General features: G+C 57.3%; 15 protein-coding genes. 5 read left to right on the top strand and 10 right to left on the bottom strand.

Annotated elements, in window-relative coordinates; genetic code table 11:
• Positions 1 to 35: 35 nt before the first annotated feature.
• From JO226_RS15175 to dapA, 5 genes are all read right to left on the bottom strand, one after another.
• Positions 36 to 2,069, bottom strand: coding sequence for a GNAT family N-acetyltransferase (locus JO226_RS15175; RefSeq protein WP_293602391.1), 2,034 nt, complete (start codon positions 2,067 to 2,069; stop codon positions 36 to 38).
• A 15-nt stretch (positions 2,070 to 2,084) separates the two neighbouring features.
• Entirely contained in the window at positions 2,085 to 2,954 is an 870-nt protein-coding gene (locus tag JO226_RS15170) for a neutral zinc metallopeptidase (RefSeq protein WP_293602375.1), read from the bottom strand.
• 128 nt (positions 2,955 to 3,082) lie between these two features.
• Complete coding sequence (purC, locus tag JO226_RS15165) at positions 3,083 to 3,796, bottom strand: phosphoribosylaminoimidazolesuccinocarboxamide synthase (RefSeq protein ID WP_013365305.1); 714 nt, start codon at positions 3,794 to 3,796, stop codon at positions 3,083 to 3,085.
• A gap of 111 nt (positions 3,797 to 3,907) precedes the next feature.
• Positions 3,908 to 4,942: an outer membrane protein assembly factor BamC gene (gene bamC, locus JO226_RS15160; protein WP_293602374.1), complete on the bottom strand. Its 1,035-nt coding sequence runs from the start codon at positions 4,940 to 4,942 to the stop codon at positions 3,908 to 3,910.
• A 16-nt stretch (positions 4,943 to 4,958) separates the two neighbouring features.
• On the bottom strand, positions 4,959 to 5,837 hold the full coding sequence (gene dapA / locus JO226_RS15155) for a 4-hydroxy-tetrahydrodipicolinate synthase (RefSeq protein ID WP_293602373.1): 879 nt from the start codon (positions 5,835 to 5,837) through the stop codon (positions 4,959 to 4,961).
• Between the two features lie 151 nt (positions 5,838 to 5,988).
• Here dapA and JO226_RS15150 point away from each other — a divergent pair, with 151 nt between their 5' ends.
• Entirely contained in the window at positions 5,989 to 6,561 is a 573-nt protein-coding gene (locus tag JO226_RS15150) for a glycine cleavage system transcriptional repressor (protein ID WP_293602372.1), read from the top strand.
• Positions 6,561 to 7,031 (top strand): thioredoxin-dependent thiol peroxidase, encoded by a 471-nt coding sequence (gene bcp, locus JO226_RS15145; RefSeq protein ID WP_293602371.1) that lies wholly within the window; start codon positions 6,561 to 6,563, stop codon positions 7,029 to 7,031. The genes JO226_RS15150 and bcp overlap by 1 nt, the downstream gene beginning before the upstream one ends.
• A gap of 30 nt (positions 7,032 to 7,061) precedes the next feature.
• On the opposite strand, the gene JO226_RS15140 is transcribed toward bcp, so the two are convergent.
• From JO226_RS15140 to JO226_RS15125, 4 genes are all read right to left on the bottom strand, one after another.
• A complete protein-coding gene (locus tag JO226_RS15140) occupies positions 7,062 to 8,201 on the bottom strand; it encodes a glycerate kinase (protein ID WP_293602390.1) in 1,140 nt (379 codons plus the stop codon).
• A 5-nt stretch (positions 8,202 to 8,206) separates the two neighbouring features.
• Positions 8,207 to 9,475, bottom strand: coding sequence for a GntP family permease (locus JO226_RS15135; protein WP_293602370.1), 1,269 nt, complete (start codon positions 9,473 to 9,475; stop codon positions 8,207 to 8,209).
• A 66-nt stretch (positions 9,476 to 9,541) separates the two neighbouring features.
• Entirely contained in the window at positions 9,542 to 10,720 is a 1,179-nt protein-coding gene (locus JO226_RS15130) for a sugar diacid recognition domain-containing protein (protein WP_293602369.1), read from the bottom strand.
• Positions 10,720 to 11,784, bottom strand: a complete 1,065-nt coding sequence (locus JO226_RS15125; protein WP_293602368.1) for an AI-2E family transporter — start codon at positions 11,782 to 11,784, stop codon at positions 10,720 to 10,722. Before JO226_RS15125 ends, JO226_RS15130 begins: the two co-directional genes overlap by 1 nt.
• Positions 11,785 to 12,013: 229 nt before the next feature.
• Here JO226_RS15125 and bepA point away from each other — a divergent pair, with 229 nt between their 5' ends.
• From bepA to JO226_RS15110, 3 genes are all read left to right on the top strand, one after another.
• Positions 12,014 to 13,477 (top strand): beta-barrel assembly-enhancing protease, encoded by a 1,464-nt coding sequence (gene bepA, locus JO226_RS15120; protein ID WP_293602367.1) that lies wholly within the window; start codon positions 12,014 to 12,016, stop codon positions 13,475 to 13,477.
• 9 nt (positions 13,478 to 13,486) lie between these two features.
• Positions 13,487 to 13,843 (top strand): arsenate reductase (glutaredoxin), encoded by a 357-nt coding sequence (arsC, locus tag JO226_RS15115; RefSeq protein ID WP_293602366.1) that lies wholly within the window; start codon positions 13,487 to 13,489, stop codon positions 13,841 to 13,843.
• Positions 13,844 to 14,195: 352 nt separating this feature from the next.
• Positions 14,196 to 14,954 carry a DeoR/GlpR family DNA-binding transcription regulator gene (locus JO226_RS15110; protein ID WP_293602365.1) on the top strand — a complete coding sequence of 253 codons (759 nt, stop codon included), beginning with the start codon at positions 14,196 to 14,198 and terminating at the stop codon, positions 14,952 to 14,954.
• 65 nt (positions 14,955 to 15,019) lie between these two features.
• On the opposite strand, the gene JO226_RS15105 is transcribed toward JO226_RS15110, so the two are convergent.
• A partial coding sequence (locus tag JO226_RS15105) for an HAD-IA family hydrolase (protein WP_293602364.1) occupies positions 15,020 to 15,485 on the bottom strand: 466 nt, incomplete at its 5' end.

Below are 15,485 nucleotides of genomic sequence, written 5' to 3'. Positions count from 1 at the left end.
TTACTGTATTGGCGAGAAGTCTACGCCGCTCAGCGCTAATGACCATGACATTTAACTGAATGAGTGAGTGAAAAAAATTGCAGTTGGGCGACCTCTTCGCACAGCGCCGCTGTACGTACCGGGTCGCACGCCAGCAGCGCCCTGCCCGCCTCTTCACGCATGCGCGCCAGCAGTGCCTTGCGCCCCGACAGGCCCAGCGTCCGACATAATGTCGACTCCTCTTCCTGTTGCAGCCGTCCGCGCAACGCCGGGCAGGTTTCGTGAACCTGCAACAACAAACGGTTAAGGCTGCCTGCCGCCGCCAGCAGCGGGCGGTGGGCAAAGGCGAACCCGGCCGCATCGAGCCAGTCCTCATCAGTAAGGATAGCCGTTGGCGGCAGGCCGGGCGCAAGCTTTTGCTCCCGCCAGCGGTCGAGCCATGGGGCATCGCGATAGAGACGCTGCTGCTCATCCTTCGCCAGCTGGCGACCGGCAGACGACAACGGATACAGCGCCATTGCGGTATAGCAGCCGCTGCTGGCTTCGCGCTGGGTGCCCAGCCGCACCAGCATGAAACCGCAGCGCTGCCAGAAGCGCCACAGCTCCTCGGTATAGCCGAAGCTTACCGAGAGATAATCGCAACCTGACGCCTCTTCCACGGCCGCGGCTATCGTCTGCCGTCCGAGACCTTCGCGCTGGCGGTCAGGATGAACGGCGATGCGGCTTATCCGCCGCCCGGTTAACGTCGCCGCCAGCGGGCTGCCGCCGTGGGCGGCCAGAGACTGCGCCACCAGATTGCCGCGCGGACGGCGATACCCCGCCCATACCGCTTTGCTGAGCGCGGCCGACAAACCACCTTCATCAACCAGCCACAGGGCGCCAACCAACGTCCCTTCCGCCAGACGGGCGGCGGTAAAGCGCTGTCCCGGCGCATCCATCATGCGCCGCAGATCGAGCGGCGAGGTGCGATAATGCGCCGCCGTGAGCAGGCGATACATCGCCGCAGGCAGCGCCGGGTTGTCACGCCATGCCCTCTGCCCGACCGACTGAATCTGCACGCCGCCGCCAGCCGCAGTCGGGAGCGAATCATCAAACAGCAGCAGGTCGCTGACCACCGCCTCCAGCGGGCATCCGGCGGCCCAGCGGATGGGCATCTCTAACGTAAAGCTGTGCAGATGGCTGAACCGCGCGCAAAACTTGAGCAAAAAACCGCGCCCGGTGCCTTCATACCCCTGCACCGTGGTGGTCAGCAGCGTACGGGGAAAACGGGAGACCAGTTTGTGCAGCAGCGGCCCCGGGATGGCGGCGGCCTCATCAACGATAAGCCAGTCGGCGCGCTCGTCGGACATCAGCAACGCGTCCGGCGCCTGAAAACGAAATTGTTCGCCAGCAAACGTCGCAAGGACGTCGGTTGCGGCCCGGGTCGGCGCGGTGACGATGGCCGTACCGGTGAGACGGGAAAGGTGCATCCCCGCCAGCGCTGATTTCCCCCGCCCGCGCTCCGCAGTGACCGCCGCCACGCCGGGCGGCATGGCGGCAAGCGCCTGAAGGATCTCCGCCTGTTCGCGCAGCGGTTGCCCCAATGCGGCATGCCAGTGAGGACGCGGCACAGCGCAGATTACCGGGAACGGCTGCGCCTGTCGCCAGACCACAGTCTGCGGCGATGCGGCGACCGTTCGGCAGAAATGCGCCACAAAATGCGGCGTCGCAATCGGTTCGGCGCCGTCGCTCCAGCGCAGCGAATCAGCATCTGGCAGGGCTACCCAGCGGTCAAAATCCGGCACCAGCAACACCAGCCAGCTCCCCGCCCGCAGCGTACCGGCAAGCGCGGCAAACGCCGCGACGTCAAAGCCCTCTCGGGCATCAAAAAACGCATGGCGATATTCGCGCCCCAGCCACGTTTTCAGTGCGCCGGGAGGACAATAAGGCGCCGCCACCGACTGTGGGCCGATCCACAGTCCGTCCTCGCCAAGATGCGCGCGCAACGCGGCCGCCTGATGTCCGCACCACGCGCTATCGCCGCTCAGCACCAGCAAGCGGCGAATACCTTCTTCAGCCATCTGCGTGGCAAGCGCAGACAGCGCGTCCATGTCCGTCATCGAAGATTACAACGCTTTACCAAAAGTGTTGCACTGCGCCGGATCACCGCTGTCAAACCCCCGTTTGAACCAGGTGTAGCGCTGTTCAGAGGTGCCGTGGGTGAAGCTGTCCGGCACCACGCGCCCCTGGCTTTGCTGCTGCAAACGGTCATCGCCAATCGCCTGGGCGGCGTTCAGCGCCTCCTGCAGGTCGCCATTTTCCAGCACGCCCTGCTGCTTCATGCTATGTCCCCAGACGCCAGCAAAACAGTCGGCTTGAAGCTCCATGCGTACCGACAGGCGGTTCACTTCCGCCTGACTTGCCTGCTGCTGCAACTGACGGACTTTTGGCTCAATCCCCAGCAGTTTCTGCACGTGGTGGCCCACTTCATGGGCGATGACATAGCCCTGAGCGAAATCGCCATCCGCGCCGAGCTTGTGTTTCATGTCATCGTAAAAGGAGAGATCGATATAGACAGTGCTGTCGGCCGGGCAGTAAAACGGCCCCATCACCGACTGACCGGTACCGCAACCGGTGCGGGTCGCGCCGCGGTACATCACCAGCTTCGGCTGCTGGTACTGGCGGCCCATCTTCTGGAAAATCTGCCCCCAGGTGTCTTCTGTGGTCGCCAGAATCACCGAGGTGAATTTCGCCGCTTCGTCATCTTTGGGGCTGACAGACTGCTGAGTCGAGGGCGATGTCAACGGCTGGCCGGTGAGCAGCCCGGTCAGGTCGACGCCGTAGTAGCCTGCCACCACCACCACCACCACCAGCAGCAAAATAATGCCCCCTTTGCCGCTGGGGAGACGAAAACCCCGTCCGCCGATCATCGGCGCGCCGGAATCATTTCGTCTGTCTTCTACATTGTCGCTCTCGCGACGACCCTGCCAACGCATAACAACCTCTATCAGTCCTGATAATGTTCGTTAGATCGTAGGCGGTTCAGCGGAGGATTACCATAGTAAACAAGGCAGAACACATCAGAGGATGACAGGCACCCTCTGATGAACGGCGGGAAACGCGGTTAGTCGAGGTTAACGCCCAGACGACGCGCCACTTCTTCGTAGGCTTCAATCAGGCCGCCCAGGCTCTGACGGAAACGGTCTTTATCCATCTTGTCCATGGTCTCTTTGTCCCACAGACGGCTGCCGTCCGGGGAGAACTCATCGCCCAGCACCACCTGGCCTTTGTACAGGCCGAACTCCAGCTTAAAGTCGACCAGGATAAGGCCTGCATCGTCAAACAGCTGCTTCAGCACGTCGTTGGCTTTGTAGGTCAGCTCTTTCATGCGCGCCAGGTTTTCTTTGCTCACCCAACCGAAGGTTTCGCAGTAGGACTCGTTGACCATCGGGTCATGCATGGCGTCGTTTTTCAGGAACAGGTCAAACAGCGGCGGGTTGAGTTCAATACCTTCCTCAATGCCCAGACGCTTAACCAGAGACCCCGCCGCGCGGTTGCGCACGACGCACTCTACCGGCACCATCTCCAGCTTTTTCACCAGACACTCGGTGTCGGAGAGCAGTGCTTCCATCTGGGTCGGGATACCCGCCTGCGCCAGTTTGCTCATAATGAAATGGTTGAACTTGTTGTTTACCATCCCTTTACGGTCAAACTGCTCAATACGCGCGCCATCCCCTGCTGACGTATCGTTGCGGAATTCGAGCACCAACAGGTCCGGGTTTTCCGTGCTGTAAACGGTTTTCGCTTTGCCGCGATACAACTCAGCTTGCTTTTGCATTTTGAATTACTCCAGATATGAGAAATTAACAGTAAATCCCTGTATTCCCGCCGACGCACACGTTTGCGTACGTCGACAGAAAAAAGGGCCGGATCGCTCCAGCCCTGTTTATTACTTACTAAACGCCGCCTGGAATACGGAGACCAGCGCGTCGTTCTGCGATTGCGTCAGCGTGTGACCTTTCGGATCGATAAACTGCATGCTGCTGCGGTTATCGAGGTCGCCCACCTGCAGTTTGTAATCACCGGAAGTCAGACCCGGATCGCGGGTTCCCAGTGCCTGCCAGCTGCTGTCAGACAGCGGCTTGTAGGTCACGGCAATGCTGCCCTGAGAACGGGTGCTGTCGGTAACCTTCATTCCCACTTTTTCAAGCGTTGCCGGCAGACGCTGCCAGACCAGGTTAAACGGTGCGCGCACTACCAGCATCGGCAGGCCGGTATCATCCGCGGCGCTCTGCACGTCGAAGGTTGCCCCGGCGCGGCTCTGCGCGGTGTTCTGTGCGTTAGTCGCGTTCTTATCCAGGCCTGCGGAAATCACGTTCAGCATCTCGGCGCTGTAGCGCTGCATAGACGCGGCGTCAGCGACCGGCTTGCCGCCCTGCTCCAGATTGACCAGTTTCACCACGACGGCCTGCTGATAGCCCTGCGGTTTCACAGAGATTTGATAGCGGCCGCGATACTGCTGATCCTCGTCCAGACGGTTCCACTGCACCCAGTCGGTGTTCAGCGTCTGGCTGGCATCGTCACGTTTGGTGATGGTGTAGTTTTTCGCCTGAACGATGCTCACCACCTGCGGCCACAGGGAACCGTTACGTCCGCTTTCTACCAGCAGGGTCGCCGTGTCGCCGGTAAACTGCGTACGGGCACCGGATACCAGCGCCAACGGCTGAGCCGGTGGGCGGATATCAAGCGATTTACCCGTTGCACCGTCGCCTCTGGCAACCGGGATGTTGTAGTCACCGTTCTGAATCGGCAGGATCATTCCCGCCGGAGCATGAAGTTCAGAAAGCGGCGGCGCCTGCAGATAGGCTTCGTCACCGCTCACCTGGCGCTTATAGCGCGAATCTGAGCTGCATGCTGCAAGGAGCAGAACAAGCGAAACACCCGCAACCTTCGCCAGCTGCGACTTCTGTACTGAGTAAGCCATCAAATCTCCCTAAACTTTACAGCAAACCGGCGTGCTTGAGCGCGGAAGTCACCACATCACGACCATGGTCGGTAATCGGTGTCATCGGCAGACGCAGCGTATCGGTCGCCACAAGTCCCAACGCCTTACATGCCCATTTGACCGGGATAGGATTGGGTTCGACAAATAATTTATTGTGTAACGGCATCAGACGCTGGTTGATAACGCGGGCCTGCGCATACTGCCCTTCCGCCGCCAGTTTACACATTTCCGCCATATCGCGCGCGGCAACGTTAGCGGTCACGGAAATCACGCCGTGCCCGCCTAACTGCATGAAATCCAGCGCCGTGGCGTCATCACCGCTCAGCAGAAGAAAGTCGTCTGAAACCAGCTCTTTGATCTGGTGAACGCGGCTTAAGTTCCCGGTCGCTTCCTTAATGCCGACAATATTTTTAATTTCGGCCAGACGACCCACGGTTTCCGGCAGCATATCGCAGCCGGTACGGGACGGCACATTATACAGGATTTGCGGCAGGTCAGTATGTCCAGCGATCGCTTTAAAATGCTGGAACAGCCCTTCCTGGGTCGGGCGGTTATAGTATGGCGTCACCGTCAGGCAACCCACGATGCCCGTGTCGTTAAAACGCTCGGTCAGGCTAATCGCCTCGGCGGTCGCATTCGCGCCGGTGCCGGCAATCACGGGAATACGGCCATCGGCCAGCTCCACGGTCATCAGCACCACATCGCCGTGCTCGTCGTGGCTCAGCGTGGCGGACTCGCCGGTCGTCCCAACCGAAACAATCGCCGACGTTCCGTTGGCGACATGGTAATCAATCAGTTTTTTCAGGCTTGAACGGTCGACATTACCTTTTTCATCCATCGGCGTGACAAGCGCTACAATACTTCCCGTGAACATGGACCATCCTCAGTGCAGGAGCAGACAAGATTCCAATGGTACGTTTGGAACTGTAATAAAAGCAAGAGACCCGAGCGACTCCGGATGTTGTATGCCGGTTTTTTTTATGCTTTCCTAGTAATTATCCCACCTTTGTAAAGGAAGAACAGGTTTGACAGCCTCATTACATCACTACCTGGTTATTACCGCACTGGGTGCCGACCGCCCTGGCATCGTGAATACCATTACCCGTCACGTCAGCAGCTGCGGCTGTAACATCGAAGATAGCCGACTGGCAATGCTGGGCGATGAGTTCACGTTTATCATGCTGCTTTCCGGCTCGTGGAACGCCATCACCCTGATTGAATCCACCCTGCCGTTAAAGGGGGCGGAGCTGGATCTACTGATTGTGATGAAGCGCACAACCGCGCGCCCACGTCCGGCGTTGCCTTCCACCGTTTGGGTGCAGGTAGAAGTTCCTGATTCTCCGCATATTATCGAACGTTTCACCGGGCTCTTCGATGCCCACGAGATGAACATCGCCGAACTGGTTTCGCGCACGCAAGCGAATGAACAAGACGCAAGCGCCCAGCTGTTCATCCAGATTACCGCTCATAGTCCTGCCTCGCAAAATGCGTCAAATATCGAGCAAGCGTTCAAAGCCCTATGTACAGAATTGAATGCACAAGGCAGTATAAACGTCGTCAATTATTCACAGCATGATGAACAGGATGGAGTTGAGTAATGAACCCACTGAAAGCCGGTGACATCGCACCGAAATTTAGCTTGCCCGATCAAGACGGTGAGCAAGTAAATTTAACCGACTTCCAGGAACAGCGAGTTCTGGTTTATTTTTACCCGAAAGCAATGACCCCAGGATGCACCGTGCAAGCCTGCGGCCTGCGCGACAATATGGATGAGCTAAAAAAAGCGGGTGTTGAAGTGCTGGGCATCAGCACCGACAAACCGGAAAAGCTCTCCCGTTTTGCCGAAAAAGAGCTGCTTAATTTTACCCTGCTGTCCGATGAAGACCACCAGGTCTGCGAGCAGTTTGGCGTCTGGGGGGAGAAATCCTTCATGGGCAAAACCTACGACGGCATCCACCGCATCAGCTTCCTGGTTGATGCGGATGGAAAAATCGAGTACGTGTTTGACGACTTCAAGACCAGCAACCACCATGACGTGGTGCTGAACTGGCTGAAAGAGAACGCTTGAAATTAACGCCCCGGACCGGGGCGTTAATTTTTATGCCTGACTTGCCAGTTTCCAGATGGCGGCAACATTGCGCGCCGTCGTTCGCAGATTATACTCCGCCTCATCCAGCGCTTCCGGTAACGTCACAATGTGCGTCAGAATCGATAGCGCCGCGTCGATGCCGTGCTCAAACACGACCGGGTGATCGGCCTGTAACCCGCCTGCCAGCGCGATAACCGGCTTATGATGGCGTTTCGCCACCCGCGCCACGCCAATAGGCGTCTTACCGCAAATACTTTGGCTGTCGAGCCGCCCTTCCCCGGTTATCACCAAATCCGCATCTTTCAGTTGCTCCTCAAGCGACAGCGTTTCGACCACTATCTCAACACCTGCCCGCAGCGTGGCGTTGAGCAGACCAAGCAGCGCCGCCCCCATACCGCCCGCCGCGCCTGCGCCGGGAGCGTCCAGCACCTCAATGCCGGTGGTGTTCGCCATCAGACGGCCCCAGTTGGCTAACGCCGCATCAAGCCTGGCAATCATCTCCGGCGTCGCCCCTTTTTGCGGACCAAACACCGCCGATGCGCCGCGCGGCCCGCACAGTGGGTTATTCACATCGCAGGCGACGGTGATGGCGACCGTCGCCAACCCCGGATGCAACTGGCTGAGATCGATGGACGCCAGCGCCTCCAGACCGCTACCGGAGCGGGCAATCTCCCCGCCGCTCGCATCCAGCAAACGCGCCCCTAATGCCTGCATCATACCGGCGCCGCCGTCGTTGGTCGCGCTCCCGCCGATGCCAAGGATAATTTGCTCAACACCCTGATCCAGCGCGGCGGCGATAAGCTCGCCGGTACCATAGCTGGTGGTATTGAGCGGGTTACGCAGTTGCGGCGGAACGTGGTGCAGCCCGGAGGCCGCCGCCATTTCGATAATCGCCGTCCGGCCATCGCCCATCATCCCCCAGCGCGCCGTAACCGGCGTGCCCAGCGGCCCCATCACCTCGCTGTCCTGATAGCGCCCGCCGCTGGCCTCAACCAGAGAGTCGACGGTACCTTCGCCCCCGTCCGCCATCGGGACTTTGACGTACTGCGCGTCAGGATAGATTTCACGAAAACCGGCTTCAATGGCGGATGCCACGCCCATCGCGGACAGGCTTTCTTTAAAGGAATCGGGTGCAATCACAATCTTCATCATGGTTATCCTGCAAGTCCAAACACGCCAAACATCAACGTGGAAACAAGGGCAATGGTCAGGCCGACCAGCGTTTCATACGGCATCAGCTTCAGGCGCTCACGAATAAGCATATTCACGCTGCCGCCCGTTGCATGGAAAAAACTGCCGTGCGGAAGGTGGTCGAGCACCGTCGCCCCGGCGTGGATCATTGCGGCACCGGCCAGCGCGGAAACGCCCAGCTCCAGCAACGTTGGCGCAAAGACGCTGGAGGCCACCGCTGTTCCCGCCGTGGTCGACGCCGTCGCCATCGACATAATCGCCCCGGAGACCGGCGCCAGCAGGTATGCCGGAAGCCCAGATGCCGTCAGCCCGTGGATCAGCACGTCTTTCAGCTCTGAGTTAGCGATTATCCCCGCCAGCGTTCCGGTGCCGAGCAGCATAATGGCCACCGGCGCCATACGAGAGAGGCCTGCCACCATAAACTGGTTCGTCTGACGCGCACGCCCCATCAGCAGCGTTCCCACCAGGCCGCCTACTGGCAGCGCAATCAGCGGGTCAATCGCAATGCCCGCAATCGGGCGCAGGGAGAGCAGAAAAATCGCCACCAGCGGAGCGCTGACGGAGACCCAGAAGCGTGGCTGCTGGCGCGTCGCGTCGTGAGTAATCACGTCATCGGCGGTCACCGGGCTGCCTTTGTGGCTGAGCTTTTTCGCCAGCAGATACGCCAACACCAGACCGAACAGCCCCGGGATCACCCCGGCGAGCATGACGGACGTCAGCGGAACGTGGAAAGCATCGGCGGCGGCGATGGTATTCGGGTTCGGCGACATCACGTTACCCGCTTTACCCCCGCCCACCATCGCCAGCAGAATCGCGGTTTTGGACAGCCCCGCCTTGTGGGCGATAGACAGCGCGATAGGCGACACGGTAATGACCGCCACGTCGATAAACACGCCGACGGCGGTCAGACACAGCGTGGCTATCGCCAGCGCCAGCAGCGCCCGGGTCTCGCCAATTTTCTTCACCACCGTTTCGGCGATGGTGTTCGCCGCGCCGGATTCAATCAGCACACCCGCCAGTACGCCCGCCGCCAGAATACGCAGCACGGCGTTAGTGATCCCCTGCGCGCCGGTGACCATCAGCGTCACGGTCTCAACCAGCCCCGCGCCGCCAATAAGCCCCCCAACCAGCGCGCCGGCCATCATGCCGTAGGCCGGAGAAACCTTACGTAAAATCAGAAATATGGCCACGACCAATGCGGCTATGGCTCCCAGTGTCGATACCGATGTCATTCTCTGCGCTCCTGTTAATTGACAGGCGCAGTATGGGGAAAACCCCGGCCGTCTGAACTGGAGGTTTTAACGAACTTTCGCAGGGCGCTTTGCCGATAAATTGTGGGAATCTACAGCGTCACGCTGGAGCTCCATGCCGATAAACAGCCAGAGCACGCTTTTCATGTCATTGATTTTTATATGCGTTATCTCTTCACAACGCTGCAGGCGGTAGCGCAGCGTATTGACATGAATATGCAGCGCCTTCGCCGTTTGAGAAAGGTCACAATTATGCTCAAACCATGTCCGCAGCGTTTGTTGCAGTACGCCTTTACTGTCGTTATTCACCAGCTGTAGCCACAGGCGGGAAAGTTCCTGCACCTGCCAGCTTTCGGCCACATCGCTCAGCAGCGCTGGCAGCGCGTAGTCATGGTAGAACACGTACTGATCTTTCACTTTTTGCCGCTTCACCATCGCCTGCGTGGCGCGGGCGGTCTGCCACGAACGGTGCAGCCCGCTCTCTCCCGGGAAATGGCCGCCGACGATAATTCGGCTAAAACCGGAGCTGCTGGCCCAGGATTTAAAACACTGTAAATCCTTCATCTCCTGGAGCAGATCCCAGCGCCCGCCCTTCATGCTGATGGGCTTAATGATGATAAGTTCGTTGAAATCGGTGAAGGTTACCAGATGGTCGCGGGCGCGGTTTTCAAAGTAGTCCATCAGGTTGCGCAGCGCTTCCCGGTCCGGCTGGCGTAGCTCGATTATCGCCACCACCATCGGCTGCTGTAGATCGATCCCCAGATAGGCAACCATCGAATGCAGCCGCTCGGCGGGCGGTTCGCGCATCAGGAGCTGGTGGATAAGCTCTTCGCGATAGCGCTTGTCCCACTCTTTTTGCTCAATCAGCGCCATGTGTTCAATCACCAGCTCGGACGCCATTTTGACCAGTTCCGCGTAGGCCCGCACCTCATCGGGCTCGCCGGTTATCCCCAGCACGCCAATCAGTTGCCCGTGGAAAGAGATAGGCAGATTGATGCCAGGGCGCACGCCCTTGAGCCGAATGGCGGTGGCGGAGTCAATCTCAACGACCCGATTATCCTTCAGCGCCAGGATGGCGCCTTCATGCCGCTGGTGAATCCGCGACGGCTCCCCTGAAGCGATAATGATGCCGTGTTCGTCCATCACGTTGACGGAGTACGGAATAATACTCATCGCCCGCTGGACAATCTGTCGCGCGGTGTAGTCCTTCAGATATTGCTTTTTCATTACGGCCCGTCGCCCGACGGACTATCCGGCCAGGCATGCATCACCGCTTTTATCAGCGTCGCCAGCGGGATAGCGAAGAAGACCCCCCAGAAGCCCCACAATCCGCCAAAAATCACCACCGAGAGGATGATCACCAGCGGGTGCAGGTTCACGGCCTCGGAGAACAACACCGGCACCAGCAGGTTGCCATCCAGCCCCTGGATAATCAGATACACGGCGAACAGGCTCCAGAACTCGGTGCCGAGACCGAACTGGAACAGCGCCACGCCCACCACCGGAATCGTCACCACGAAGGCGCCGATATAGGGAATAAGCACCGACAGCCCGACCAGCACCGCCAGCAGCAGCGAGTAGTTGAGGCCAAACAGCAGGAAGCCAACCCACGTCGCGACGCCCACCACCACCATCTCCAGCACTTTGCCGCGAATATAGTTGGTGATTTGCTGGTTCATCTCGTTCCAGACCTGGCCCGCCAGCCCGCGGTTACGCGGCAGTATGCGGCGCACGGCGTTGAGCATCTGCTCTTTGTCTTTGACGAGGAAGAACACCATCAGCGGCACAAGGATAAGGTATACCGCCAGCGTCAGCAGGCCGACCAGGGACGCCAGGGAATATTTCACCACCGAGTCGCCCATCGTCAGCATGCGGTTGCGCATGTTATCGGCCATGGCGTCAATGATGCCCGCATCCATTAACGCCGGGTAGCGCCGCGGCAGCGTGGCGGCATAGTCAGAAAGCTTATTGAGCATGCCCGGCATGTCGCGGATCAGGTTAATTCCCTGTTGCCAGACAACCGGCATCACCACAAACGCCATCAGCAGTACAATACCGACGAACAGCACCAGCACAATGGAGGTTGCCCAGCGTCGGGAACAGCCAATGCGCACAAGCCGGATTGTCGGCCACTCCAGCAGATAGGCAAGCACAATAGCCACCAGCAGCGGAGCAAGCAATCCACTGAAAAAGAAAAGGATGCCGAAACCGGCAAGCAGAATGACCAGTAACGCTATCGCCTCCGGGTCGCTAAAGCGACGGCGATACCATTGCATCAACATCTCAAGCATAACTACACCGTTCCCTGTATGAGCGGGTCGAAAGAAACTGATAAATTGTATCTAACTGTCACAGAAAAGACTTCGCTTTTTATGAGGAAAGCCTCAAACATCAAAAGTCATTGAATGTTTGTTTTCAATGCCGCCGCAGGCAGATAAACTTTGAAAGCGGCCGACAGGGGAACGCAAAGACGCTTTGTCGGTCAAACTGGCACATCCCCCACAGACAGGAACTGAGGTTATGTTCAGGCAGTTGAGAAAAACGCTGTTGGCGACACTCATAGCATCATTGACGCTGGGCCAGGTGCTGCCAGCCTTTGCCGATTCCGCAGACACGCTGCCGGATATGGGTACCACAGCAGGAAGCACGCTCTCCATCGGTCAGGAGATGCAGATGGGGGATTACTACGTTCGTCAGCTTCGCGGCAGCGCCCCGCTGATTAACGACCCGCTGCTGGTGCAGTATATTAACGGCCTCGGCATGCGGTTGGTCTCTCACGCCAACTCGGTGCGAACACCCTTTCACTTCTACCTGATTAACAATGACGAGCTGAACGCCTTCGCCTTCTTCGGCGGCAACGTTGTTCTGCACTCGGCGCTGTTCCGTTATGCCGATACCGAAAGCCAGCTGGCATCGGTCATGGCGCACGAAATCTCTCACGTGACCCAGCGCCACCTGGCCCGCGCAATGGAAGATCAGAAGCGCAACGCGCCGCTGACCTGGGTCGGCGCACTGGGTTCTATTTTGTTGGCAATGGCGAGCCCCCAGGCGGGGATGGCCGCACTGACCGGTACGCTGGCAGGCACCCAACAGGGCATGATTAGCTTCACCCGCCAGAACGAAGAGGAAGCCGATCGCATCGGTATCCAGGTGCTACAGCGCGCAGGATTCGACCCACAGGGGATGCCGCAGTTTATGGATAAGCTGCTTGATCAGGCGCGCTACGCCTCACGCCCGCCGGAAATGCTGCTGACGCACCCCTTGCCGGAAAGCCGTCTGGCCGACACCCGCAACCGCGCCAACCAGATGCGCCCGGTCGTCGTCCAGTCTTCTGAAGATTTCTACATGGCGAAAGCGCGTATCCTCGGCATGTACAACAACGGGCAAAATAAGCTCACCACCGACCTGCTTGATAACTGGTCGAAGGGCAATATCCGCGAACAGCATGCTGCGCTGTATGGTCGCGCCGTGCAGGCCATGGGCGCCGATAAATACGCGGAGGCCAGCAAGCTGCTGCAACCGCTGCTGAGCGCCAATCCACAAAACGCCTGGTATATTGACCTTGCCACCGATATTGACCTCGGACAGAAGAAAAACAGCGACGCCATTAACCGTCTGAAGGGCGCGCGCGAGTTGCGCACCAACCCGGTGCTGCAGCTGAACCTCGCCAACGCCCTGTTGCAGGCCGGACAACCGGCTGAAGCGGCAACGTTGCTCAACCGCTACACCTTTACCTATAAAGACGACACCAACGGCTGGGAACTGCTGGCGCAGGCCGAAGCGCAGCTCGGCAACCGCGATCAGGAGCTGGCCGCCCGCGCGGAAAATATGGCGCTGGTCGGTCGTCTTGACCAGGCCATTTCCCTGCTCAGCGGCGCCAGCGCGCAAGTGAAACTGGGCAGCCTGCAGCAGGCCCGCTACGACGCGCGTATCGACCAGTTGCGTCAATTGCAGGAAACGTTCAAACCCTATACCAAAATGTAAGGACACCTGATGAGTCATGCGGTAACGATTTACCACAACCCGCGCTGCTCCAAGAGCCGCGAAACCTTAGGTCTGTTGAAGGAAAAAGGCGTCGAGCCTGAGGTGGTGCTGTATCTGGACACGCCGCCGGATGCCGCCGCACTGACGTCGCTGCTGAAGATGCTGGGCATGGTCAGCGCGCGCGAACTGATGCGCAAAAAAGAAGATCTGTATCAGACGCTGAACCTGGCCGACGACACGCTGAGCGAAGCGGCATTGATTCAGGCAATGGTCGACAACCCGAAATTGATTGAACGCCCGATAGTGGTCAGCCACGGTAAAGCGCGTATCGGCCGCCCGCCCGAACAGGTTCTCGACATCCTTTAATCCTCGCGCCGCAGCGCCTGAAGAAAGGCCTGCGGCGTACGCTCGCCGAGTTTTTTGCGCTGTTGCAAAGGTAGCAACTGACCGATGACGCTGTTACAGTGTTTGGGTTTCGGAGCACGTTTCCCCGGGCGTTAAGTTATCCAGGCGACTGAGTAATAGGTGAAACGGCTGGTAGTCACACTCGTTATCCTGCATACGAGAAAGCAAAAAACGGCCAAACCCTCATAACACAACATCCTTCACCGGAGGACAATCTGCTGCTACAGTTGGAGCGTTGTGCGAGCGATATGGTCTTCCATATCGGTTTTAAGCTCGCCAACCTGTATTATTCATTAGCAATGAGAAAACTTGAATGGCAAGACCTGTCGATATCGAAAGAAGAAATAAAATAGTCAACGTGGTACTAACCAACGGGGGCGCAAAAATTAACGAACTGGCGAAAATGTTCGATGTGACAACTGAAACCATCCGTAAAGATGTTGCAGAGTTACACGAGAAAAAAATCCTCCAGAAAGGACATGGGGTAGTATTACCAGCCAGCAGTTATATTGAAAACCCATTGCCATACAAAATATCAGAACATTCTGATGCAAAATCCAGAATAGCAAATTACGCAACATCACTTATTGCAGATAAAAAGACTGTTTTTATCGACTCTGGCACCACTGCCTTACAAGTTGCCAATGTTCTGAATATGTTTGAAGATTTAACAATTGTCACTAACTCAATGATGGCGGCAAATGCACTTTCTGAAAGCAAGAACACGCTCATGGTTACCGGGGGAGAATTACGCCCGAAAAGTTACTCTTATGTGGGGGCATGGGCTCAGCGCGCGCTGAGACAGATAAGATTTGATATTGCATTTATGGGGTGTGATGGCTTCCATCCGAATGGCCCGACAGTTGGTTCATACAGAGAGCTTGAAGTTAAAGAGGTTGTACGAGAACAAACCAGAGAGGTCATTCTGTTGGCAGATACGTCAAAGTTATCTGTACAGGGATTATATTGTTACTGTTCATTTGACGAACTTGACATGATCATCTTTGAACGCAATTTGACAAACAATGAAAAACAGACCCTTCCCAGTTCTGTGAATATTCATTCGGCATGACGATAGTGATATGTCGTTATCACTATCGTTTTTGTACCCTGGAGTTCAGAATCGACACTTGCGATCTACCAGTTGAGCTCTATCAACTTATTACCCATGGTGACAGTCATATTCCTGTAATCTGGTAATTGTATGAGAGTGTTATCTACATGACTATAACAAGAATGATTAATTACGATAACTTGCATTCCAGCAGATTGGGCTGACCGAATGCCAGACTCTGCATCCTCAAAAACCAGACATTCATCCGGGTTGACCCCCAGCATTCTGGCTGCCTTCAGGTATGGTTCCGGATCGGGTTTACCGTGAGTGACGTCTTCAGCAGAAATCATATAGTCGGGTACTGGCAATCCGGCATTTACAACACTCTGCATTGATATCTTTTTGGCTCCGGAGGTAACAATCGCATAGCGATCTGAGGGTATTTTTTTGATGAAATCAATAGCTCCGGGGATAGCTTTAACATGCCGCAGATTTTCCATTGCGAGCACTTTAATCTCATTTACACATTCTGTAGTAAAAAAGTAGGGT

This window comes from Pluralibacter sp. (assembly GCF_019237635.1).
Lineage (GTDB): Bacteria > Pseudomonadota > Gammaproteobacteria > Enterobacterales > Enterobacteriaceae > Enterobacter_B.
The sequence above is the reverse complement of the archived record's forward strand: the minus strand, read 5'-3'. Positions and strand labels throughout refer to the sequence as shown.